Here is a 20,556-nt window from a genome sequence, read left to right as displayed (position 1 = left end):
AAAAATGTCAATGCTAGGATGAATTCAAGTTAAAACTCTGTAATAAATGGATGGTGATCTATGAGCAGCGCATTTTACATTCCAGCCTTAAACTTGATGGGCGAAGGTGCATTAGAGGAAGCGGCAAGGCAGATTCAGTTGCAGGGTTTCAAACACGCGTTAATCGTAACGGACGGCGTGCTGAACAAAATTGGTGTTGCGGCTTCCGTGCAGCAACTGCTGAAAAAATATCAGGTCGACAGTGAGGTGTATGACGGCGTGCAGCCGAACCCGACTGTGGCCAACGTCGATGCAGGCCTGAAAATTCTCAAAGCGAACAACAGCGATTGCGTTGTATCGCTGGGTGGTGGCTCTTCGCATGACTGCGCCAAAGGGATTGCTCTGCTGGCGTCCAATGGCGGCGAAATTGCGGACTATGAAGGCGTGGATGTCTCTGCTAAACCGCAGCTACCGCTTATCGGCATCAACACCACGGCGGGGACGGCCTCTGAAATGACCCGTTTCTGCATCATCACCGATGAAGCGCGCCACGTGAAAATGGCGATCGTGGATAAAAACGTGACACCGGTGATGTCCGTCAACGATCCGGCGCTGATGGTCGGCATGCCTGCATCACTGACTGCCGCCACCGGGATGGACGCCTTGACCCATGCTATCGAAGCCTATGTGTCGACCGCCGCCAATCCGATTACCGACGCAGTCGCAATCAAAGCGATGGAACTGATTCGTGACCACCTGCGTGATGCCGTAAAAGACGGTAAAAACATGGTCGCGCGTGAACAGATGGCCTATGCCCAGTTCATGGCAGGCATGGCATTCAATAACGCGTCACTGGGTTATGTGCATGCGATGGCGCACCAACTGGGCGGTTTCTACAATCTGCCGCACGGGGTGTGCAACGCAGTTCTGTTGCCGCACGTTGAGCGTTATAACGCCACCGTTGCTGCGCCGCGTCTGAAAGACGTTGCCGTCGCACTGGGTGTGGATGTCGCCGGTCTGAGCGACCAGCAGGCAGCGGAAGCGGCTATCCAGGCCATCAGCCAGATGGCGCGTGACGTCGGCATTCCGGCAGGCCTGAAAGACCTGGGTGTGAAAGAAGAAGACTTCAACATCCTGGCCGACAACGCGCTGAAAGATGCCTGTGGTCTGACCAACCCGAAAAAAGCCACTCACGCGGAAATCGTCGAGATCTTTGCCGCCGCATTCTAATGTGATGTGAGTGTTGACATTGAAAAGCCCCTGACCTGATGGTTGGGGGCTTTTTTTATTGGATTATGATTGGTTTTAATCCGGTATTGTGCTTGTGTGATTATTTCTGGTGATCCGCTAAGTGCCAGGAGCAGACGTTGGCGATTTATTTAGATGCACTGCACAGAAAAAAATCCCGTAGCCAGCAAATTCAATCCTTACGGGCGTCATGGCTGATAAGACGTGCGCGGCACACATCCAGAATTTCATCAGCAAGGGCGGAATTATCCGGGCAGGCACGGGACAGCACCAGGGCACCGACAAGATGCGCGATGGTATCAATCAGGTCAGCGCGCGTACGATTTTCATTTCCTAAAACTGCCAGTTGGCGTTCAACTCCGGCCGCAAATGTCTCCTTGATTGACGCAGATTGACGCGCTGCATCAGTACCCAGAGCAGACATCACACATCCTTTTCCCATGTCATCGCGATGTTGCCGGGAGAGATAGTATTCAATAAATTTTTCCCGGTCCACACCCGCCGTGCTTTCTGCGGATCGCGTAAAACCGCAGCTCATTGCCTCCGCCATCAGATCAGCCTTGGAACCAAAGTGCTTGTAGAACCCCCCGTGGGTTAAGCCTGCCGCTGACATCAGTTCCGCGATGCCCACACCATCGTAACCTCGCTCACGAAAAAGTTCTGAGGCCGTTTCAACAATGCGCATTCGGTTTTCCCGAACCTGCTCTTTCGACACTTTCATACTTTCCTGTCCCTCTCAAAAATAGGGTTTAAGTATACATTGATGATAACCATAATCAAACCACTTGACTTTATAGATTATGACCATCATCATTATATTAACACCACGACCAACCACTTAGCAGGTGAATACACATGACGAACCAAACATTATTTCAACCCTATAAACTCGGCTCTATAACACTAGCCAACCATATCGTGATGGCACCCCTGACGCGTAACCGTGCCGGAGCAGGTCTTGTTCCCGGAGAACTGGCAGCAACCTACTACGCCCAGCGTGCCACCGCAGGATTGCTGATCACCGAAGCCACCCAGATCTCAGCACAGGCGCAGGGCTATCAGGATACGCCGGGGATCTATACACAAGCTCAAATCGATGGCTGGCGCAAAGTGACTGATGCAGTGCATGCCAAAGGTGGGCGCATATTTATTCAACTTTGGCACGTAGGACGAATTTCGCATGTCGATTTGCAGCCTGGTGGCGCTGCGCCGGTCGCCCCGTCAGCCATTCGCGCCGAGACTAAGACCTTTGTGAACAATGGATTTGCTGACGTATCCGAGCCTCGCGCGCTTGAGTTGCAGGAAATACAGGGGATTATCGACGATTTCAGAAAGGCTTCTGCCAATGCCATTACCGCCGGGTTTGATGGCGTAGAGATCCATGGCGCGAATGGTTATCTGCTGGAACAGTTTCTTAAAGACGGTGCCAATCAGCGTACCGATGAGTACGGCGGCTCTGTCGAGAAACGCGCACGTCTGCTGTTAGAAGTCACGGCAGCCGTTAAAGAGGAGATCGGTGCTGATCGCACGGGTGTGCGCATTTCACCGGTTTCCCCTGTTAATGCGATTTCATGCAGTGATCCGCAGCCACAATATGACTACGTCGCGGATCAACTCAATGCATTAGGTATCGTGTATCTCCACGTTGTTGAAGGCGCTACGGGCGGCCCGCGTGATGCATCACCGTTCGATTACGGATCCCTGCGTCAACGCTTTAAAAACACCTACATCGGCAACAACGGCTATGATCTGGCGCTGGCGTCCGCTCAACTTGCGGAAGGAAAAGCCGATCTGTTCGCGTTCGGTCGTCCGTTCATTTCCAACCCGGATCTGGTCGAAAGGCTGAAGACGGGAGCGCCTCTGGCCTCACTCAATCCTGAAACACTTTATGGCGGTGGCGCAGCGGGATATACCGATTACCCATCGCTTACTGAGACCAGCAAGTAAAGTTGCCGGTGTCACGGTTCTACCTGTGTCGCACATTGCGAATTCTGTTTACACATTAATAAAGAAGATCAACTTATGACTAAAGCTTCAGTTCTCATTACAGGCGCATCCACGGGTATTGGTGCTGTTTACGCTGAGCGGTTCGCCCGCCGGGGCCACGACCTTGTTCTGGTCGCGCGCGACAAAGCGAAATTAGAGATACTGGCCGCGCGTCTGCGACAGGAAAATGCTATTTCTGTCGACGTTCTGCCTGCCGACCTCACGCAAACGAGTGATTTAGCAGTGGTCGAAGCTCGCCTGCGTGAAGACACACGGATTGGCATTCTCATCAATAACGCGGGTATCGCGCAGTCCGGCAGTTTTACCGAGCAGACGCCTGAATCGATAGAAAGCCTTATCGCGCTTAACGTCACCGCCCTGACAAGGCTGGCCAGTGCCGTGGCACCACGACTGGTCAAAGCCGGAGAAGGCTCGATCGTCAATATCAGTTCCGTTGTAGGCCTCGCGCCGGAATTTGCTATGACGGTTTACGGCGCAACCAAAGCCTTTGTTCTTTTCTTGTCTCAGGGAATGAATGTGGAGCTGTCATCCAAGGGCATTTATATCCAGGCGGTGCTCCCTGCCGGCACTTATACGGAAATCTGGGACCGTGCGGGTATCGACATCAGTAACTCGCCAAAATTCATGGAAGTGGGCGAGTTAGTGGATGCCGCACTGGTTGGCTTTGATCGTCGTGAACTGGTCACCATCCCGCCATTACATAATGCTGAACGCTGGGACACCCTCGACGCTTCACGTCAGACTTTGCTTTCAGACATCAAACAAGATGAAGCTGCAGAACGATATAAAGCACTTTAGTCAATAAGGTGCACTCTGCAGAGCGGTCTTTTGGCTGTTCTGCAGAGAAATGAACCCGACACAAAACCCCTTACAGCGTGTCGTCTCATCAGCGATGAGAAACGTCAAACAAATCATGAAGGCCTTATTCAGCATGACAAAAAAACGTGTAGCACTGGTTACCGGCGCATCCTCAGGTATCGGCGAAGCGTCAGCTCATAAACTGTTAGCTGCGGGATATACTGTGTATGGCACCAGCAGGCGTGGCTCCCTGGCGGGAACGCATCCGTTTCCATTACTTACGCTTGATGTGACGGACGACGCTTCTGTCGGGGCAGTCATTGCGGAGCTGCTGCGCCTGGAGGGGCAGATCGATATTCTGGTGAACAATGCGGGCTTCGGGGTCGCTCCGGCGGCGGCGGAAGAAAGTTCTGTCGAACAGGCCATGAGTATTTTCGACACAAACTTTTTGGGCATAGTCAGGTTAACGCGGGCTGTTGTCCCTCAGATGCGCCGTCAGGGCAGTGGGCGCATCATTAACATTGGCTCGATACTCGGGGTCGTTCCGTTGCCGTATGTGGCACTTTATGCTGCCAGTAAGCATGCGGTCGAAGGATACACAGGAGCACTGGACCATGAGCTGCGCACGCAGGGTATCAGGGTTTCTGTGATTGAGCCTGCCTACATAAAAACCCAATTTGAAGCTAATAATATCGAGCCGGATGCAAAGCTGGAAGAGTATGACCTTATCCGGGCGAAGCTGGCGAAAGTGGTGAGCAAGGCTATGGCCGAAGCGGAAAGTCCGGAAGTTGTGGCAGATGTGGTGGTTAAAGCTGCTCAGGCTTTACGACCAAAGGTGCGTTACACAGCGGGAACGCTGGCCGGTAAATTAAATTTTCTTCTCAGATTCGCGCCAGCAAAAATCCTGGATAAGGTGGTGCGAAATAGCCTTCAGCTTGATGCGAAAGAATAAAAATGAAATTTTCGCGACTGGCTATTCTGGCATCTGTGTTGTTTTTCATTCTGGCAACGGTATGGATGTTTTCCCCGGAAAGACTCCTCACTCTGTGGGGAATTGACATCACGCCAGGTACTGATGTGCTCGGCCGACGTTCTGCTGCATTCTTTGCTGGAACAAGCTTAATGTGTTTTTTAGCGAGAAATGCTGAACCTTCCCCTACCCGATATGCTCTGGCAGCTGGTATTAGCACGATATCTTTCGTGTTAGCCGTGTCTGGCATCGTCGAATGGTGCGAAGGACATGTTAACGGGCAAATTCTTTTTGCCGTGTTTATCGAGCTGTTACTGGGAACAGCTTTTTCACTCAGCAACATGGGCACCCGGAAAATCGACAGGATAAACAACAAATGAAGACTAAGACGATGAAAGCGTTTACGTTTAAACGCTATGGTAAATCCCCTGAGCTGGGATTCGATGATCTGGATTATCCTTCCCCCGGTCCTGACGAAATTCTGGTTAAGGTGTACGCTGTTGGTCTGAATCCAATTGACAACATGATCCCCTCCGGAATTTTCAAACCAGTTTTGCATTTTAAGCTTCCTGCGACGCTGGGTAGCGACCTGTCAGGGATGGTGATTGCAACAGGAAGCCGAGTTACGCGTTTCAAGCCTGGCGACGAAATTTTCGCCAGTATTTTCGACAAAGGAACTGGCTCTCTTGCCGAATTTGTCGTTGTTCCTGAAAGTCTCGCGGCTATTAAACCTGCAAATCTGGATTTTGTGCAGGCAGCTTCACTCCCGATGGTGAGCCTCACCTCCTGGCAGGCTCTCACAGAGAGAGCGAATCTGCAGCCTGGACAGAAGGTTTTCATCCCGGCAGGCTCCGGGGGAATTGGGAGCTTTGCGATCCAACTGGCGAAGCACCTTGGCGCAAAGGTGGGAACGACAACAAGTTCAGTTAATGTCGAGTGGGTAAATCGTCTTGGCGCAGATGAAGTGGTTGACTATAAAAAGCAGGAATTTGAAAACGTGCTGAGTGGCTACGATATTGTTCTGGGCACTGTCAGAGGGGATGCGATTGAAAAGTCCACTCAAATTCTTAAGCCTGGCGGAAAGATTATTTCTCTCATCGGGCCGTTAGATGCCGCGTTCGCACAGGCCCGGGGATTGAACTTCTTACTGCGTTTTGTGTTCGGGCTGATGAGCCGCAAGATTATACGTCTTACGAAAAAACGGAGCCTGTCCTATTCATTTCTCTTCGTTAGGCCTGATGGCGCTCAACTCACTCAAATAAGTAAGCTCATAGAAGCAGAACACATCATCCCAGTGATCGACAAGGTTTTCCCCTTTGCAGCAACAAAGGATGCGCTTGGCTATCTTGCTAGGGGACATGCGAAGGGCAAAGTTGTCGTTAAGATACACGAGTGACAACAACTGCGGTTTACATCTGCCAAGTCTGTTGCCTCAGGAACTAAATCCGCTGCCTTATGGATGAGGTGCGGCATGTCCGTTGTTCGCTCATAGCAGACGCTTTACGCATCGGCCAGTCCCCTTTGTGCCGGGAGCGGACGTGGATAACACGGAGAGATGTAACTTTATGGGGAGCAGTTCACAATCGCCGCTGTTATCTCATCTTCGCTGCGGCCTCCGTTGATAGCCACATGAGTACCGAAAACGAAGTATGGAACTGACTGAACACCGGCAGCAGCGGAGTCAGCCGCCGCTTGCGCTACCCTTTCGTGCCATATCTGATCATGCGCAATAGCAAGCACTTCATCGCGTTCAAAACCATAAGATATGGCGATGTCTGCCACCATTCCGCCACGAGTCGAGTACGAACTCACCGAACTGGGGCGGACGCTGTTAGTGCCGGTGATGGCGCTTGTGAATTGGGCAAACGATAACCGTTTCACCATCGCCGAAGCACATAAACGGTTCGACGATGCGCGCGAGTCGGACGCGGTATAAGTCAGGAGCGTGATTGGATTAGGGCAGTGATTGCAGCCATTTACTGGCCGAAATGGAAGTGGGGGACCGAATACGTCTCCGGCAAGAATTAGTCCAACAGCTTTAATAACAATTAATAACTTCTGCTCATCGCTCAGAGCAGCCCCCCAGCCTGAGTGGCTTATCTGCACGGTCCCAGAGGCGGACATTACATGTAGGCATTTAATGAGCGAACGAGACCCGCGAGAATAACGTTAGTAGGCACATTAACGTTTGAAAGCCACTATCTGAAGGTTTTTAGCATCAACGATATTCCCCTTTGTTGATACAAATGCACTGTGTACAACGTCCCCTGTACTTTTATCAACTAAGGAAATATGTGGTTCATCATGCAATATATTTTTATGTCCCCATTCCATTAGAGAAAAAAGAAGCGGTGCCAGCGATCGACTTTTGGGGGTGAGAACATATTCATAGCGTTCACGTGTACCTTCTTCCTGATAGGGGATTTTGCAAAGTAGACCGAGTTCAGTCATTTTTTTTAATCGGTTTGCCAATGTCTGCTTCGTAATTTTTGTATGTGCACGTATCGTTTCAAAGCGATTAACCCCGTAAAAGGCTTCCCTTAGAATCAACAAAATCCATTGATCTCCAAGTAGTTCTGCTGCCGCGGCAAGTCCGCAAAGTTCAGGTGACAGGTACGGTAAGGAATTATCTTTTGACATGTGTACATTTGCCTCTTAACCTAAGTATGATTTTAATACCCAGCTGGTTAAGGAGAATACAATGCCCTTCGTCAATGTGCAAACCATTAAAGGGATTTTGAGCCCGGAGCAAAAAAATGAACTTCTACGTCGTATGACTGACCTTATTGTTGAAATTGAGGGGAAAGGCGATCCTGAGTTTCGGCGTTCGGTATGGATTCGAATTGACGAGCATGAACCAGAGCAGTGGAGTCTTGGGGGAATACAACCCACATCTGAAATGATTGCTGCAAAATTTGCATCACCGCAGCGGTCATAATTCGGTGGTAGTTATTTACATTTAGCCCTGAGTAATCGGCGGGCAATACGCATGTCCGCTCTGACAGTCTGGTGATGACACGCTGTTTGGTTTCGTACCCCAACGCACACAATGAACTTCATACTGTGTTAATCAGGGAGAGCAGGGCAAAGGTCGCCTGTTTGTTGTTCTTTTCGTTCGACTTTGCAAAGATGTATCGCACACGATTCCAGACCTGCCAGGCCATCAGGAACAGGCTCTACTCGCCACGGCCCATGCCCCAACAGGAACGCGCTACGTGGCAATGTCGACGTCGAACTGGTTCTGCTTTGAGGATTCCGATATGACTACTTTTCATCAATTTACCGCCACCAGTCTGGGCGGCCAACTGATCTCGATGGCCGACTACGCTGGTAAGGTGGTTCTGGTCGTTAATACCGCCAGCCATTGTGGCTTTACACCACAATACGGCGGCCTTGAAGCGCTCTACCAGAAATATGCCGCCCAGGGTTTGGTGGTGCTGGGTTTCCCCTGCAACCAGTTCGGTAAACAGGAACCCGGCAACGCCGACGACATCGCGCAGACTTGTCACATTAACTATGGCGTGAGTTTCCCGATGTTCGAGAAAGTAGAGGTCAACGGAACCGCCGCACATCCGGTGTTTCGTTATCTGAAAAACGAATTGCCCGGCGTGCTGGGTGGGCGGATCAAATGGAACTTCACTAAGTTCCTGATCGGTCGCGACGGTAAACCGCTCAAGCGTTTTGCACCGTTCACTACTCCGGAGAAAATGGAAGCCACAATCCTTGCGGCACTTAAAAGCTAAGTGCTTCGGTAATTCGAAGCGTTCAATTTGGAGCGCTTACGAACCACCCTTATCCGTGAGCGGATAACTTCCGTTGTTCGCTCATGGCAGACCTCACAGTCCTACAGCTTGCCTCGCGTCCGGAGCGGATGTCTTCTATCCTAAGTCTATGATTAACTGAGTTTTAGTGGGGCTTCAGAACTGACTTCGCTTCCGGCGAGAAATTCTAATATAGCTTTCGGTTTCAGATTACCGATTCGCTGACTACTTTATATGTGGCTTGCTCAAGGGAAAGCGACCCTGTCGGAAGTTGCAGGTCTGAGTGCAAATAACCAGTCAGAATTCAGGGTCTGAAGCAAAGCCGTCGGAAGTTTACCTACAGGAAGAGGGCAAGCATTACTCAGGTAATGCCCGCTCTATGCGATCATTCCATTTTCAGAACGATTTTTCCTACGTTCAGACCTGATTCCATGCGCTGATGGGCAGCAGCGGCTTCTGACAAGGGGTAAACGCTGTCAATAACGGGTTTCAGGACACCTTTTTCAAAGCTTGAAAGCCAGTGTTCACGGAATCTGCGGGACATCGCATGCTTAACATCCTGTGAGCGTGATTTCATTACAGTGCCCGTAATCTGGAGATGCCGGTATAAGAGTCGGTCGAGTGGAATTTTTGCGTTATCGATACCGCCCATTATGCCAATCTGGATAAGACGTCCGCCAAAATCGAGCGTATTGATGTTGCGTTCAAAATAAGGCGCACCAATAAAGTCCAGAATAAGATTCACTCCCTTACCATCCGTTAATTTGTTTATTACTTCTGAAAAGTCTTCCTTCTCATAATCAATTAGCCAGTCCGCACCTAACTTGCGGGTCTGCTCCTGATTGCCCGCCTTTACCGTTGTAAAAACGGTGGCACCGGTAGCATGTGCCAGCTGTACTGCCGCACCGCCAACCCCGCCAGCCCCTGCGTGAATGAGTACAGTTTCCCCGGCTTTTAGTTTGCCCAGGTGTATCAGGGCTTCATGCGCAGTCACAAACACCTCGGTAATAGCTGCGGCCTGAATATAGTCGAGCCCATCAGGAATGGGCATCGCCATCCGGTAATCGATGCGGGAAAATTCTGCATACGCACCGCCGCCGACAATTCCCATTACGCGATCACCAGGCTTGTAGCCGTCGACTGCATCACCGACCGCAATAACTTCACCGGCAACCTCAAGCCCCATAATGGTTGAATCACCAAAATCAGGGCGGCCATACCCCCCTTTACGGTGAGTCAGGTCTGCACGATTTACGCCGGCAGCATGGGTTCGTATCAGAAGGTCATTCCGGCGCAGCAGGGGTTTTTCCACCTCTGCCACTTTCAGCACTTCCGGCGTACCAAATTCTTCAAATGTAATGGCTTTCATGTTCATCTGTACCTTTGAGCAAGGGGGTTCTGTCGCCCGCCTTTAGTCAGCAGACGGGTGATGCGTCGTTATTTGCTTTCTGAAAACGTGGCGTTCGCGTAAGCAGAGGCGGTGATTGCCGCCGGGAAACCGGCGTAAAATGCCAGATGTGTTATCACTTCACTCAACTCTGACTCGGTCAGGCCGTTTTCAATGCCGCGACGAAGGTGCGCAGGTAATTCATTTGCGTGATTCAGTGCAATCAGGCAGGCGATGGTAATCAGGCTGCGATCGCGGGGAGCCAGCGCCGGATCGGCCCAGACGTCTGAATAAAGCGGATGTTCTACAAAATCAGCCAGCTTAGGTGTAAACGGACGGGCTGCTGCGCGTGGGCTGGTAAAGTCAATGGGTTTCATAATGATCATCTCCGACAAAAATTCAGATCTGGCTGATAAATTTATTGGTCAGATACGGCGTGATTCCTTCACGTCCACCTTCTGAGCCATGCCCACTCTCTTTCATGCCGCCAAACGGTAGTTCTGTGGCGATGATGCGGTACTGATTAATGCCAATCATCCCGGCTTCCAGTCCATCCCCTACCTCCAGTGCGGTGCGTGAACTGGATGTAAAGGCGTAGGCAGACAAGGCGTAAGGCAGTCGGTTTGCTTCTTCCAGCCCATCCTCGATGGTGTCGAACGGACGCATGATGGCAATCGGGCCAAAAGGCTCTTCATGCATGATGCGGGCACTCATGGGCACGTTTGCCAGTACGGTGGGTTCAAAGAAGAGGCCAGGACGGTTAATACGCTTTCCTCCTGTCAGTACAGTGGCCCCTGCGCGACGGCGTCCTCAACCAGCGCAGCCATTTTCTCCAGTTGCCTTTCGTTAGCCAGCGGGCCAACCTGAGTGCCTGGTTCCATACCATCGCCAATGACAAGGTTCTCTGTGGCTTCAACAAAGCGCTGCACGAAGCGTTCGTAAGCGTTGCGTTGCACAAGAAAACGCGTCGAGGAAATACAGATCTGCCCCGTACCACGGAAACGGTTTGCTGCTCCGCCCGTTGCCGCTTCCTCAATATCTGCATCTTCAAAGACAAGCACCGGTCCGTGACCGCCCAGCTCAAGTGAAATAGGTTTAACGCCTGCAGCGGCGCGTTCAGACAGTAATCGTCCGACGGGAACGGAACCAGTAAAGGCAACTTTGCGGATAATCGGCGAAGCAATAAGCTTTGCGGAGACCTTGTCGGGAACGCCAAAGACAATTTGCAGTACCCCTTTGGGTAAACCAGCATCATCAAGGCAGCGTGCCAGCGCCAACGCAGTAGCAGGGCTCTCTTCACCGGGTTTGAGAATCACGCTGCAGCCTGCTGCCAGTGCGGCTGAGAGTTTGCGGGCCGGCGTGATTGCCGGGAAATTCCACGGGGTAAAAGCGGCTACCGGACCAATTGCCAGTCGTTTTACCAGTTGCTGTACGCCGGGACGGTTAGCCGGAACAACGCGTCCATCAATCCGTCGCGCTTCTTCTGCGAACCACTCAAAATAATCGGCTGCACGCTGGACCTCATCACGGCTTTCACTAAGCGGCTTGCCTTCTTCCTGCGTCATCAGCGTGGCAATGTGTTCTGCACGCTCGCGCATCAGCGCTGCGGCTTTTTTCATAATGCGGGCTCGCTCATCGGGCACCGTGTTGCGCCATACGTGGAAACTTTCGCCTGCGGTGATGAGCGCCTGATCAAGATCTGCATTTGTTGCTAGTGGCAGGCGGCCGAGCGTTGTGCCGTTGGCAGGATTGATAACAGCGGAGGTATCCCGAGCGCCAGCGGTCAGCCACTGGCCGTTGATGAAAAGATAAAGTGAATCATACTGTTGTGTTTGCATGGGCTTCTTCCTTCTGGACATGAACGATGATGTTTGTCTGGTGAGGAGAAGCTTAAGAGCGAAGCGTATTGCTGATAAGATAGCCATTACCCAAAACAGCTATGCAAAGAATGCACAGATGCAGTCAGAAAAATTTGCTGAGTTTTTAGGCGTATTTGTCGATGTGGCACGGGAAAGTAGTTTTTCTGGTGCAGGCCGCCGCCGCGGCCGCACCCCCTCATCGATAGGCCGTCAGATAGATGCGCTGGAAACCTACCTTGAGACGCCACTGTTCTTGCGTTCTACCCGCCATCTGACGCTGACAGATGCGGGAGAAGCCCTGTTAATTCGCGCGAGGCAGATACTGGATTCACTGGATGATGCACGCCAGGAGCTTTCCTCGATGAAAGGCGATGTAACAGGCACACTACGTGTAGCCTGTTACCCGACGTTTGGTAAGCGCTATGTCTTGCCGGTGATGGGGCAACTCGCCCGCCAGTATCCTGAACTGAGCGTCGAACTTGACCTGACGGAGAGGATTGCCGATCCGGTGGCGGAGCGGCTGGATATAGTGATACGCATTGGCGATATGTCAGACAGTACGTTGATTGGTACGCGCATAGCAACACAGACACGTGTGCTATGCGCCAGTCCTGACTATCTCTTACAGGCGGGTACGCCGCATCATCTCTCCGAAGTCAGGACCCATCGCCTCATTGATAAGTTGCATGGAGGCGATCTTTTGCACTGGAGCGATATTCTGGGGCATCCGGCCCGCAGCAGTCTTACGCATCCGGTTTTCGGCTGCGACGATTTTGAAGCAATGCGCCTTGCAGCCATTGAAGGCTTGGGAATTGCTTATCTCCCCGACTGGGTTGCTGGTCCTGATATTAAAGCCGGCTTACTTACGCTGTTATGCCCGGAGTGGGCCGAACATCCGGCCGCATCCACAGGAATATATGCTTTACGGGCGCTAAGAAACCCACCTGCGCGAGTGAGTATCTTTATGGATGCGCTGCGCTCCTTTATTGGCAAGCCCTGTATCTGGTCAACCCGATAATCGTGTGGAAGGATATCGGTCATCACAATGACATTATTTTGATAAAAGGCACTATCCACTTTTCTCTCTTAGCAGAACAGGTACCCGCTTCTGATCGTTTAATGCTATCTGCAGACATTGACACCCGATGGCTGGATGAGTTTGACGATCCTGAACTTGCGTACAGGCTTTACAGCACCGCGTTCCCGTTGGTTTATGGTATCTGCGCGGATTAAATTAAGCGAAACGGAGACGCCGGTGACCGAAATTGCCTATTCATACGGCTTCGCTAACAGCAACTATTTCACCACATGGTATAAAAAGGTCTTTGGGATTACGCTGAGCGAAGGCAGGAAGGATGGGATATGACTAAACCAGATAGTAAGGAAGAGCGCGACGCGGGATATCGCCGGGTACGGCTGGAGGATATTGCCACCCGTTGTCGAACTTCGCTCAGTACGGTGTCACGAGCGCTGTCAGGTGAAAAAGGGGTTAGTCACGAACTGCGTACGCGGATTCAGGCGGTGGCGCGTGCTATGCGTTATACCCCTGCTCAGGAGCTGTGTGGCGCGCGAATCGTTCTGGCTATTTCGCAGGTAGCGATGCTGGATTATAACCGCTACCAGTTTAGCTGGTATGTGTTGCAAGGATTGAAGGAGCGAGCGAAGGTGCTGGGCGTTGATCTTATTACCCATCCGCTCAACGATAATAACAATGGTGCCTTGCAGGCGTTGCTGGAAGAACCTGATGTGGGTGGGGTATTGGCGTTGACGGTGGATGTTTGCTTAAAAAGAAAAACGGATCCATTTCGCCTGCCATCGGTAAATCCACCGTGTCATAGCGTAAACTCGAAATATCGGATAGCTGCCAGTAACGCACAGCATTACCTGCCGTTAAATTAAAATTACTATATTCGATAGTCATTGTTTTTTCTCCGAAAGAGAATGGTTTAGTTTTATTTTTAATTAACGAAATGCAAACCTTTACTCAGGCATAATATTGCCAGTGACTGTCCATACCCAGTAGGTTGTAATGGAATATCTTTATAAAATTGCGGTGTTCGCCCCATGCGAGTGCCATAAGAAACATTATGTAAAGTCCCCTTGGCATCAATATTATCCTGAACAATTGCCAGCGCTTTTAAACCCACCTGTTGCCACCGTTCATCACCAATTCCCATTCGTACGCCTTTTAATAAGCCATAGCCAAAACCGGCGGTGGCGGAAATTTCGGTATAGAAGTCAGGATGGTCGAGCAAGGTGTGCCATGCGCCGTTAAACGCACCAGTCCAAATAGCCCAACGCCCTGTGGCCATTCCCAACTGGCGAATGAAATATAATCTCCGATACTACCGTCAAGATTGGGTTCATTAAATCGTCCATTATCTTTTAATTCAGTAAATCCACTTAAAAGTAAGTCGATATTTTTATTCAGAATGCGTTTTTACATTTTTATTCTCAGTCAGCGCGTGATGATTATTTCAATAATGATTAAATCACTATGTATTTAATATGCGCAATACGAAAAAATTTTGCGTTCATATTTTGTGAGCTTTGACAATATTTAATTTGACTTCATTTTTTTATTTTTCACATCGTAATAACGGGAACTATTGATAAAAAAAGAGGTTGCTGGAGCGGTGTTTCATTTTCAGAGGTTGGATTGCGAAAATTTTTTGCGTAGTTATCAACCGCTGTGATTGATGATGTCGTTGTCCACGATGTGCCGCAACCAGCCAGTGCTCTGTTGCCAGTAGCAACAAGGTATGAAGTTGGTGTAGTGTTTTTAGACGATTAATCACGCGGAAGGGCCTTCGAAGCATGCTGAAAATACTGGGTAAAACGACGTCAATAAATGTGCGTAAAGTGCTTTGGACCTGCGAAGAAGTGGGGCTGGATTATGTTCAGGAAGATTACGGTAGCGGATTTGCCTCGACGCAAACCGATGCCTTTCGCGCCATGAACCCGAACGCGATGGTGCCCGTGTTGATTGACGATGAGTTCGTGCTGTGGGAATCGAATTCGATTTGCCGTTATCTGGCGCGTAAAGCCGGGCGCGATGACTTACTCCCCAATGAGCCGCAAGCGTGTGCCAACGTCGAGCACTGGATGGATTGGCAGGCGACCGAGTTTAATAACGCCTGGCGTTATGTCTTCCCCGCTCTGGCGCGCAAGAATCCAGCCTATAACGATCAAAAGGCAATTGCAGAAGGCATTAACGCGTGGAACCACTGTATTGGTATTCTGGAACAACAACTCCAGCGCACCGGTGCATGGGTGGCTGGTGAGACGTTTACGCTGGCGGATGTGGTGCTTGGGTTGTCGGTGAATCGCTGGAGAATGACACCGTTTGCCCATCCCGACGTGCCTGCTATTGACGCATGGTTTATACGCTTGAATCAGCGGCCGGCGTTTTTGCGTCATGGCAATAATGGTATGGTCTAAAAAATTGGGCTGACGGCACCATATAAATTCGTCGCTTTTTATCCGTCATCGCGTAATGATCAATATGATGCAGTCCGTGTCTGGCGATTGAGCTGAGCACCAGACACGGACTGCGTTTTTCATGATCGATAATCCAGCGGTGTTATTTAGCCAGGATCTCTCTGCGGACGATATCTGCGCCTGCGCTTAATGCATTGAGTTTGCCGGTGGCGACCCGACGAGATAAGGGAGCCATACCACAGTTGGTAGAAGGATAGAGCTTATCGGCATCCACAAACTGAAGTGCTTTTCGTAGCGTATCGGCGACGTCCTCTGGTGTTTCAATGGTATTGGTTGCCACATCAATAGCACCTACCATGACTTTTTTACCGCGAATCAGTTCCAGCAGATCCATAGGAACACGCGAGTTATGGCATTCCAGTGAGATGATATCGATAGCCGATGTTTGCAGTTTCGGAAACGCTTCTTCATATTGCCGCCATTCTGACCCTAGCGTTTTTTTCCAGTCGGTATTGGCCTTGATGCCATAGCCATAGCAAATATGTACAGCCGTTTCACATTTCAGCCCTTCAATGGCTTTTTCTAACGTGGCGATCCCCCAGTCATTCACCTCATCAAAGAAAACATTAAATGCCGGTTCATCAAACTGGATAATATCGACACCCGCGGCCTCTAATTCTTTCGCTTCCTGATTGAGTATTTTTGCAAATTCCCAGGCGAGCTTTTCACGGCTTTTATAGTGGTTATCATAGAGTGTATCAATCATCGTCATCGGCCCTGGCAACGCCCATTTAATGGGTTGCCGGGTGAGCTGACGTAAGAATTTGGCATCTTCAACAAAAACGGGTTTTTGACGCGCCACCGCACCGACAACTGTTGGTACGCTCGCATCATAGCGATTACGAATTTTAACGACTTCACGTTTCTCAAAATCCACACCGCTCAGGTGCTCAATAAACGTGGTGACAAAGTGTTGGCGTGTTTGTTCGCCATCGCTGACAATATCAATACCCGCTCGCAGTTGGTCAAACAGCGACAAACTCAGGGCGTCTTTTTTCCCTTCGATCAACTCTTCGTTCTGTAATTTCCAGGGCGACCACAATTTCTCAGGCTCTGCGAGCCAGGAGGGCTTGGGTAAACTGCCCGCAGTCGAGGTGGGTAGCAATGTTTTCATAGCAGGTGACCTTATATTTTTGGTGAATTAACGCGCGTAATGGGCAGACCATTGATCAAGAAGGTGTTTGTACGGCTTAATGAAGTGCTCTTCAGCAAATTTTCCTTGCTTAATCGCTAACTGGCTGCGCTCTTCCCGATCATAAACAATCTTGGTTAATGAATGATCCTGGTTATTCAGGTTGGGTTGATAGTATTGCCCCGCGGCAGAGTTAGCATTGTAAATCTCAGGTCGGTAAATTTTTTGGAAAGTCTCCATCGTGCTGATGGTACTGATAAGCTCAAGATCAGTATAATCACTCAGTAAGTCACCAGAAAAATAAAAGGCCAAAGGTGCAACACTATGTTGCGGCATAAAGTAGCGAACCTGTAATCCCATTTTTTCGAAATACTGTTCGGTTAAAGAAGAACCATTTGGCTGGTATTCGATACCCAATACAGGATGCTGGTTTCCAGTGCGATGATAGATATCTTTGCTGGAAACACTTAAGCATATTACAGGTGATTTTTTAAAATTATCTTTGTATTCCTGTGAGTTGACGAAATGCTTAAATATATTCCCATGCAAATCGCCAAAGTTATCTGGAATGCTAAATTCGGAGTGGTTATTGTTGTGTTCTAACAACAACACACTAAAATCATAGTCTCGCACATAAGAAGAGAAGTTATTGCCTACAATACCTTCAATCCGTTGATTTGTTTTTTTATCAATAATGTTTGTTTTCAATATTTCAATGGCCGGGAAGGTACCGTCATTATTGGCAATATGCAGATCAACAGAAATGATTTCAAGTTCGACAGAATAACGGTCACCTTTGGGGTTATCCCAATACGCTAATGTGTTGAAGCGATTATCAATCATCACTAATGTGTTGCGTAAGTTCTCCTGGCGGCTCGTTCCCCTGGCCAAATTCGCAAAGTTGGTGGTGATGCGCGTGTTTTCGGAGGGGTTATAGTTCTCATCGAAGCAACTGCTCTTAATCGTAAATGTAAAATTTTTAGTCATCGCGCTCTTTTATCCTGTTGCCTGATATGAAAACCCGGTTAATGCATTGATCTGGAATGACTTTACTTTATCATTCAGTGGTCTTCATGTTGCTAATACGTTAACTCAGCATATTTTATGCCAGAGTTGCTGGGTGAGTGAAAGAGACTTAATTTCATTACAACATGAGCCATATTCATGGTCAGGCATGCGGTCAGGTCAGGGAGGGGGCAGGTGGTCCAGCCCCACAAGATTCACCATAGGAATCCATACGTTACTGAACAGGCTGATGCCAATGCTAAAAGAGGTAGACGCCGTGCTGACGAACGACAGACCGGTTGATTGGTATAACAAGGCTCATCATGAGCTTTGTTCTTGATGGGATAACACGAATTTCTGCACAGCTCCTGGTGAGCACAGCGTCTCATCATTGAACAGCGACTGCTACCCACGTCATGTGGACACAGCCAGAAGTGAGGTTCTGTTCAGGCGTTGTGGAGAACGCTGCTAGCGCGATTTTTTAACCGTTATCTGAACACTCTCTACGCCTAGATAACCCGGAGCGCTATATCCCGGAAAGTGACGTCAAAGGAGACAATGCGCAGGCATGTGTGTAATGATTATTGTTATTTTCCTGTTGTGGTTTTGCCATCATGTTCTCTGTTCCCTTTCCTGTTGTGACTTTACTAGCTCTGCTTTTCTTATTGGTCATGACGCTGTTGCCTGGGAAACCGTGTCACCGAGGTACATTACAGTTTCTTGTCGCCTGCGTAGTCCTGCTGTCTGTGGGGATGCTTCGCTGGGAATATGACTCCATCATGTTGCGGAATATTCAGTCAGGGTTAGCAATGTTTTTACCACCTGTTGCCTGGCACAGTTTCATCTCAATGACTGAAATTAACAGGCAACGGCGCTTGTTACTGCTATTTGTGCCTGTCGCTGTTTCATTATGTATCAGGATTGTCTGGCCAGTTTCGATTGATTTTATTCTCATTGCGCTATTTGCTGGCTACGGATGCAGCCTGTTTCGTATTGCATGGCAGGGAGAGCAGCAATTCACTCTAAGCCGACTGGAGGAGTTATCACAGACGACAAAGATGGCCTTTTTCGCGGGTTGCTTTCTGTGCATATCCGCACTGACGGATCTTCTGGTCGTATTTGACTTCGATATCAACGGTGGAAAACTGGCTCCTGGCATGGTCGTTATTTTTCAGATAATACTACTGCCGCTTATCGGTATTGCTATCATCAGCGCGGGAAGGGCGGCTGCAATATCTGGAACGGATGCCGGGGAAACACCACCACCGGCATGCTCAGTACGTTCTGCGGAAGATATGTCGGAGGTGTATACACGGCTCGAGGCGCAGGTTCGTGAAAAGCAACTCTACCTTAACTCCGATCTGACACTCAGCGCCCTGGCGAGGAAAACCGGTATTCCCGCGCGACATCTTTCAGGGGCGGTAAACGCGGTAAAGCAGTGCAATGTCTCGCAGTGGATCAACGGATTCAGGATTGAACGGGCGAAGGAATTGCTGCTGAGCTCTTCGTTGCCCGTTACGGAAATTATGCTGGAGTCTGGATTTATCACTAAATCGAATTTTAACCGGGAGTTCCAGCGAGTAACTGGCGTGTCTCCTACTTTATTTCGCCAGCAGGCACGTGATAATTCAGAGATAAGTTCAGGAATGAACTAATTTCACGCACCAGCTCCTTATGAATATCTGTCCGGCTGGTACCATTGCCGTCACGGCATACAATGCCATTGCCCGGTGAGTCTTCATCAATGAGTTGTTCAGCACCGGTTTTACACAATTGCATAAAACTGAAATGGGTTGCGCCGTCAATGGTGTGGAACTGGCTCCACTGTGGGGACATCTGTGCGGCAATATACCCTGACTCCTGGCTGAAAGGCAGTTCTCCCAGCCTGTCATCACGTGCCGCCAGAATCAGTACAGGTATGTTGATATCACGCAGGCTGTGAGGCGTAAAACCGGGTGCTAATCCGAGGTCAAGAGAAACGACGGCTCTGATTCTGGCATCCCTGTAGTCTGCAGACAGTTTTTCCTGTGCCGACGCGTCATTTATGCCAAGATTTTCCGTTAACTTACAGTCACCTCGCTGTGGGTATTGCTGGCAGTCATGCAGCAATCTCGCAGGATCAAACCGGGCACCTGCCAGCGACATGACCGTCCACCCTCCGAGGGAGTGCCCTAAAGCGGCAATGCGGTCGTTGTCTATTTTCCCGAATAATTCCGGAGCATTAATGACGGAATCAATAACCCGGGCAATATCGCGCGGGCGTTTCCACAGTTTTTTAGCCTCAACAGGGTTCTGGTTGAAGATGGTTGTTCCGGGATGGTCCGGTGCCGCAACAATGTATCCCTGCATTGCCATCGTGTGAGCAATCCACGACAGACTTCGCCAGCTTCCATTGTAACCATGTGATATCACAAGCAGAGGATGCTCTCCTGAGAGTGGAGGCGCATTGCGGATGACGGGAACACCGATAAAGGCGGGATTCTCTCCTACCGTTTCCATGATTTCGCCAGCAGGTGTTGGATACCATACTGCCACATTCAGCGGTTCCCCTTTCGGGTCTGACAATGTCATCAGCCGAAATCCTGGATACGCCTGAACCTGTATAGAAAAAAGTAGAACCGATAGTAAAAAGAGCGCTTGTCTTAACATCATGGATGCCTCTGTTGGAATAAATCAGCGGCTTTTTTACTATGCTGCGCAGCATCATGGCGTCCCGGAACACGATCCGGGGCGTCCTGAAACACGATCCAGGTCGTTAATGTGAGGAACTGCACCAGTCACCATCGGATATTCCCGCAACGGATCGATAGCGAAAAGCGTTGCGACTTTTTTGGTGGGGGCACTCAAGCTAATGAAGAATAGAATTGCGGTGTATCACAAGGCCGACACGAACCTTGCGATACACCGGG

The 20,556-nt window shown here is 49.9% G+C and carries 20 protein-coding genes and 3 pseudogenes; 14 read left to right on the top strand and 9 right to left on the bottom strand.

Annotated elements, in window-relative coordinates; translation table 11 throughout:
• Window positions 1-60: 60 nt before the first annotated feature.
• Window positions 61-1,209, top strand: a complete 1,149-nt coding sequence (yiaY, locus tag LF929_RS11645; RefSeq protein WP_038904137.1) for an L-threonine dehydrogenase — start codon at window positions 61-63, stop codon at window positions 1,207-1,209.
• A gap of 190 nt (window positions 1,210-1,399) precedes the next feature.
• Here the strand turns inward: yiaY and LF929_RS11640 are convergent, their stop codons facing one another.
• Window positions 1,400-1,948, bottom strand: a complete 549-nt coding sequence (locus LF929_RS11640; RefSeq protein WP_038904138.1) for a TetR/AcrR family transcriptional regulator — start codon at window positions 1,946-1,948, stop codon at window positions 1,400-1,402.
• A 134-nt stretch (window positions 1,949-2,082) separates the two neighbouring features.
• Here LF929_RS11640 and LF929_RS11635 point away from each other — a divergent pair, with 134 nt between their 5' ends.
• From LF929_RS11635 to LF929_RS11610, 6 genes are all read left to right on the top strand, one after another.
• Window positions 2,083-3,174 (top strand): alkene reductase, encoded by a 1,092-nt coding sequence (locus tag LF929_RS11635; RefSeq protein WP_038904139.1) that lies wholly within the window; start codon window positions 2,083-2,085, stop codon window positions 3,172-3,174.
• 75 nt (window positions 3,175-3,249) lie between these two features.
• A complete protein-coding gene (locus tag LF929_RS11630; protein WP_038904141.1) occupies window positions 3,250-4,032 on the top strand; it encodes an SDR family oxidoreductase in 783 nt (260 codons plus the stop codon).
• Window positions 4,033-4,165: 133 nt separating this feature from the next.
• On the top strand, window positions 4,166-4,984 hold the full coding sequence (locus LF929_RS11625) for an oxidoreductase (RefSeq protein ID WP_038904142.1): 819 nt from the start codon (window positions 4,166-4,168) through the stop codon (window positions 4,982-4,984).
• A 2-nt stretch (window positions 4,985-4,986) separates the two neighbouring features.
• Window positions 4,987-5,382 (top strand): hypothetical protein, encoded by a 396-nt coding sequence (locus tag LF929_RS11620; RefSeq protein ID WP_226093543.1) that lies wholly within the window; start codon window positions 4,987-4,989, stop codon window positions 5,380-5,382.
• Window positions 5,379-6,398 carry an NADP-dependent oxidoreductase gene (locus tag LF929_RS11615; protein WP_038904145.1) on the top strand — a complete coding sequence of 340 codons (1,020 nt, stop codon included), beginning with the start codon at window positions 5,379-5,381 and terminating at the stop codon, window positions 6,396-6,398. Before LF929_RS11620 ends, LF929_RS11615 begins: the two co-directional genes overlap by 4 nt.
• Window positions 6,399-6,773: 375 nt before the next feature.
• On the top strand, window positions 6,774-6,938 hold the full coding sequence (locus LF929_RS11610; protein WP_226093542.1) for a helix-turn-helix domain-containing protein: 165 nt from the start codon (window positions 6,774-6,776) through the stop codon (window positions 6,936-6,938).
• A gap of 245 nt (window positions 6,939-7,183) precedes the next feature.
• Here LF929_RS11610 and LF929_RS11605 read toward each other — a convergent pair whose 3' ends face one another.
• The gene (locus LF929_RS11605) at window positions 7,184-7,642 is read right to left on the bottom strand and encodes a helix-turn-helix domain-containing protein (protein WP_210174956.1); all 459 of its coding nucleotides are present in this window, start codon (window positions 7,640-7,642) and stop codon (window positions 7,184-7,186) included.
• A 61-nt stretch (window positions 7,643-7,703) separates the two neighbouring features.
• Here LF929_RS11605 and LF929_RS11600 point away from each other — a divergent pair, with 61 nt between their 5' ends.
• A complete protein-coding gene (locus tag LF929_RS11600; protein ID WP_038904147.1) occupies window positions 7,704-7,940 on the top strand; it encodes a tautomerase family protein in 237 nt (78 codons plus the stop codon).
• 322 nt (window positions 7,941-8,262) lie between these two features.
• Complete coding sequence (locus LF929_RS11595; protein WP_038909544.1) at window positions 8,263-8,745, top strand: glutathione peroxidase; 483 nt, start codon at window positions 8,263-8,265, stop codon at window positions 8,743-8,745.
• A gap of 403 nt (window positions 8,746-9,148) precedes the next feature.
• Here LF929_RS11595 and LF929_RS11590 read toward each other — a convergent pair whose 3' ends face one another.
• From LF929_RS11590 to LF929_RS11580, 3 genes and pseudogenes are all read right to left on the bottom strand, one after another.
• Complete coding sequence (locus LF929_RS11590) at window positions 9,149-10,138, bottom strand: NAD(P)H-quinone oxidoreductase (RefSeq protein WP_226093541.1); 990 nt, start codon at window positions 10,136-10,138, stop codon at window positions 9,149-9,151.
• A 62-nt stretch (window positions 10,139-10,200) separates the two neighbouring features.
• On the bottom strand, window positions 10,201-10,527 hold the full coding sequence (locus LF929_RS11585; protein ID WP_038906321.1) for a carboxymuconolactone decarboxylase family protein: 327 nt from the start codon (window positions 10,525-10,527) through the stop codon (window positions 10,201-10,203).
• Window positions 10,528-10,549: 22 nt separating this feature from the next.
• Window positions 10,550-11,988 (bottom strand): annotated as a pseudogene (locus LF929_RS11580) (NAD-dependent succinate-semialdehyde dehydrogenase).
• A 118-nt stretch (window positions 11,989-12,106) separates the two neighbouring features.
• On the opposite strand from LF929_RS11580, the gene LF929_RS11575 reads away from it, so the two are divergent.
• From LF929_RS11575 to LF929_RS11565, 3 genes and pseudogenes are all read left to right on the top strand, one after another.
• Window positions 12,107-13,027 carry a LysR family transcriptional regulator gene (locus LF929_RS11575; protein WP_038904153.1) on the top strand — a complete coding sequence of 307 codons (921 nt, stop codon included), beginning with the start codon at window positions 12,107-12,109 and terminating at the stop codon, window positions 13,025-13,027.
• 195 nt (window positions 13,028-13,222) lie between these two features.
• Window positions 13,223-13,375: pseudogene (locus LF929_RS11570) on the top strand (helix-turn-helix domain-containing protein); the annotation flags it as partial.
• Window positions 13,372-13,497, top strand: a pseudogene (locus tag LF929_RS11565) (LacI family transcriptional regulator); the annotation flags it as partial. The pseudogenes LF929_RS11570 and LF929_RS11565, both read left to right, overlap by 4 nt.
• Before the next feature lie 470 nt (window positions 13,498-13,967).
• Here LF929_RS11565 and LF929_RS11560 read toward each other — a convergent pair.
• On the bottom strand, window positions 13,968-14,321 hold the full coding sequence (locus tag LF929_RS11560) for a glycoside hydrolase family 88 protein (protein ID WP_226093538.1): 354 nt from the start codon (window positions 14,319-14,321) through the stop codon (window positions 13,968-13,970).
• A gap of 505 nt (window positions 14,322-14,826) precedes the next feature.
• On the opposite strand from LF929_RS11560, the gene LF929_RS11555 reads away from it, so the two are divergent.
• Window positions 14,827-15,450: a glutathione S-transferase family protein gene (locus LF929_RS11555; protein ID WP_038907781.1), complete on the top strand. Its 624-nt coding sequence runs from the start codon at window positions 14,827-14,829 to the stop codon at window positions 15,448-15,450.
• Window positions 15,451-15,592: 142 nt separating this feature from the next.
• Here the strand turns inward: LF929_RS11555 and LF929_RS11550 are convergent, their stop codons facing one another.
• Window positions 15,593-16,624 carry a methionine synthase gene (locus tag LF929_RS11550; protein ID WP_029456452.1) on the bottom strand — a complete coding sequence of 344 codons (1,032 nt, stop codon included), beginning with the start codon at window positions 16,622-16,624 and terminating at the stop codon, window positions 15,593-15,595.
• 27 nt (window positions 16,625-16,651) lie between these two features.
• Window positions 16,652-17,629 (bottom strand): DUF1852 domain-containing protein, encoded by a 978-nt coding sequence (locus tag LF929_RS11545; RefSeq protein WP_210174958.1) that lies wholly within the window; start codon window positions 17,627-17,629, stop codon window positions 16,652-16,654.
• Between the two features lie 632 nt (window positions 17,630-18,261).
• Here LF929_RS11545 and LF929_RS11540 point away from each other — a divergent pair.
• Window positions 18,262-19,302: an AraC family transcriptional regulator gene (locus tag LF929_RS11540; protein WP_038904163.1), complete on the top strand. Its 1,041-nt coding sequence runs from the start codon at window positions 18,262-18,264 to the stop codon at window positions 19,300-19,302.
• Here LF929_RS11540 and LF929_RS11535 read toward each other — a convergent pair.
• The gene (locus LF929_RS11535; protein ID WP_210174999.1) at window positions 19,244-20,296 is read right to left on the bottom strand and encodes an alpha/beta fold hydrolase; all 1,053 of its coding nucleotides are present in this window, start codon (window positions 20,294-20,296) and stop codon (window positions 19,244-19,246) included. The two genes, LF929_RS11540 and LF929_RS11535, sit on opposite strands and share 59 nt — an antisense overlap.
• Between the last annotated feature and the right edge of the window lie 260 nt (window positions 20,297-20,556).

Source organism: Dickeya oryzae, from assembly GCF_020406815.2.
GTDB lineage: Bacteria > Pseudomonadota > Gammaproteobacteria > Enterobacterales > Enterobacteriaceae > Dickeya > Dickeya oryzae.
Note: the sequence above shows the minus strand (reverse complement) of the source record. Positions and strands in the feature narration are given on the sequence as shown.

What these genes read in the sequence shown, in the direction of transcription:
- yiaY (WP_038904137.1), top strand. Translation starts at nt 61, where the DNA reads ATGAGCAGCGCATTTTACATTCCAGCCTTAAACTTGATGGGCGAAGGT.
- LF929_RS11640 (WP_038904138.1), bottom strand. Translation starts at nt 1,948, where the DNA reads ATGAAAGTGTCGAAAGAGCAGGTTCGGGAAAACCGAATGCGCATTGTT.
- LF929_RS11635 (WP_038904139.1), top strand. Translation starts at nt 2,083, where the DNA reads ATGACGAACCAAACATTATTTCAACCCTATAAACTCGGCTCTATAACA.
- LF929_RS11630 (WP_038904141.1), top strand. Translation starts at nt 3,250, where the DNA reads ATGACTAAAGCTTCAGTTCTCATTACAGGCGCATCCACGGGTATTGGT.
- LF929_RS11625 (WP_038904142.1), top strand. Translation starts at nt 4,166, where the DNA reads ATGACAAAAAAACGTGTAGCACTGGTTACCGGCGCATCCTCAGGTATC.
- LF929_RS11620 (WP_226093543.1), top strand. Translation starts at nt 4,987, where the DNA reads ATGAAATTTTCGCGACTGGCTATTCTGGCATCTGTGTTGTTTTTCATT.
- LF929_RS11615 (WP_038904145.1), top strand. Translation starts at nt 5,379, where the DNA reads ATGAAGACTAAGACGATGAAAGCGTTTACGTTTAAACGCTATGGTAAA.
- LF929_RS11610 (WP_226093542.1), top strand. Translation starts at nt 6,774, where the DNA reads ATGTCTGCCACCATTCCGCCACGAGTCGAGTACGAACTCACCGAACTG.
- LF929_RS11605 (WP_210174956.1), bottom strand. Translation starts at nt 7,642, where the DNA reads ATGTCAAAAGATAATTCCTTACCGTACCTGTCACCTGAACTTTGCGGA.
- LF929_RS11600 (WP_038904147.1), top strand. Translation starts at nt 7,704, where the DNA reads ATGCCCTTCGTCAATGTGCAAACCATTAAAGGGATTTTGAGCCCGGAG.
- LF929_RS11595 (WP_038909544.1), top strand. Translation starts at nt 8,263, where the DNA reads ATGACTACTTTTCATCAATTTACCGCCACCAGTCTGGGCGGCCAACTG.
- LF929_RS11590 (WP_226093541.1), bottom strand. Translation starts at nt 10,138, where the DNA reads ATGAACATGAAAGCCATTACATTTGAAGAATTTGGTACGCCGGAAGTG.
- LF929_RS11585 (WP_038906321.1), bottom strand. Translation starts at nt 10,527, where the DNA reads ATGAAACCCATTGACTTTACCAGCCCACGCGCAGCAGCCCGTCCGTTT.
- LF929_RS11575 (WP_038904153.1), top strand. Translation starts at nt 12,107, where the DNA reads ATGCAGTCAGAAAAATTTGCTGAGTTTTTAGGCGTATTTGTCGATGTG.
- LF929_RS11560 (WP_226093538.1), bottom strand. Translation starts at nt 14,321, where the DNA reads ATGGCCACAGGGCGTTGGGCTATTTGGACTGGTGCGTTTAACGGCGCA.
- LF929_RS11555 (WP_038907781.1), top strand. Translation starts at nt 14,827, where the DNA reads ATGCTGAAAATACTGGGTAAAACGACGTCAATAAATGTGCGTAAAGTG.
- LF929_RS11550 (WP_029456452.1), bottom strand. Translation starts at nt 16,624, where the DNA reads ATGAAAACATTGCTACCCACCTCGACTGCGGGCAGTTTACCCAAGCCC.
- LF929_RS11545 (WP_210174958.1), bottom strand. Translation starts at nt 17,629, where the DNA reads ATGACTAAAAATTTTACATTTACGATTAAGAGCAGTTGCTTCGATGAG.
- LF929_RS11540 (WP_038904163.1), top strand. Translation starts at nt 18,262, where the DNA reads ATGTTCTCTGTTCCCTTTCCTGTTGTGACTTTACTAGCTCTGCTTTTC.
- LF929_RS11535 (WP_210174999.1), bottom strand. Translation starts at nt 20,296, where the DNA reads ATGTTAAGACAAGCGCTCTTTTTACTATCGGTTCTACTTTTTTCTATA.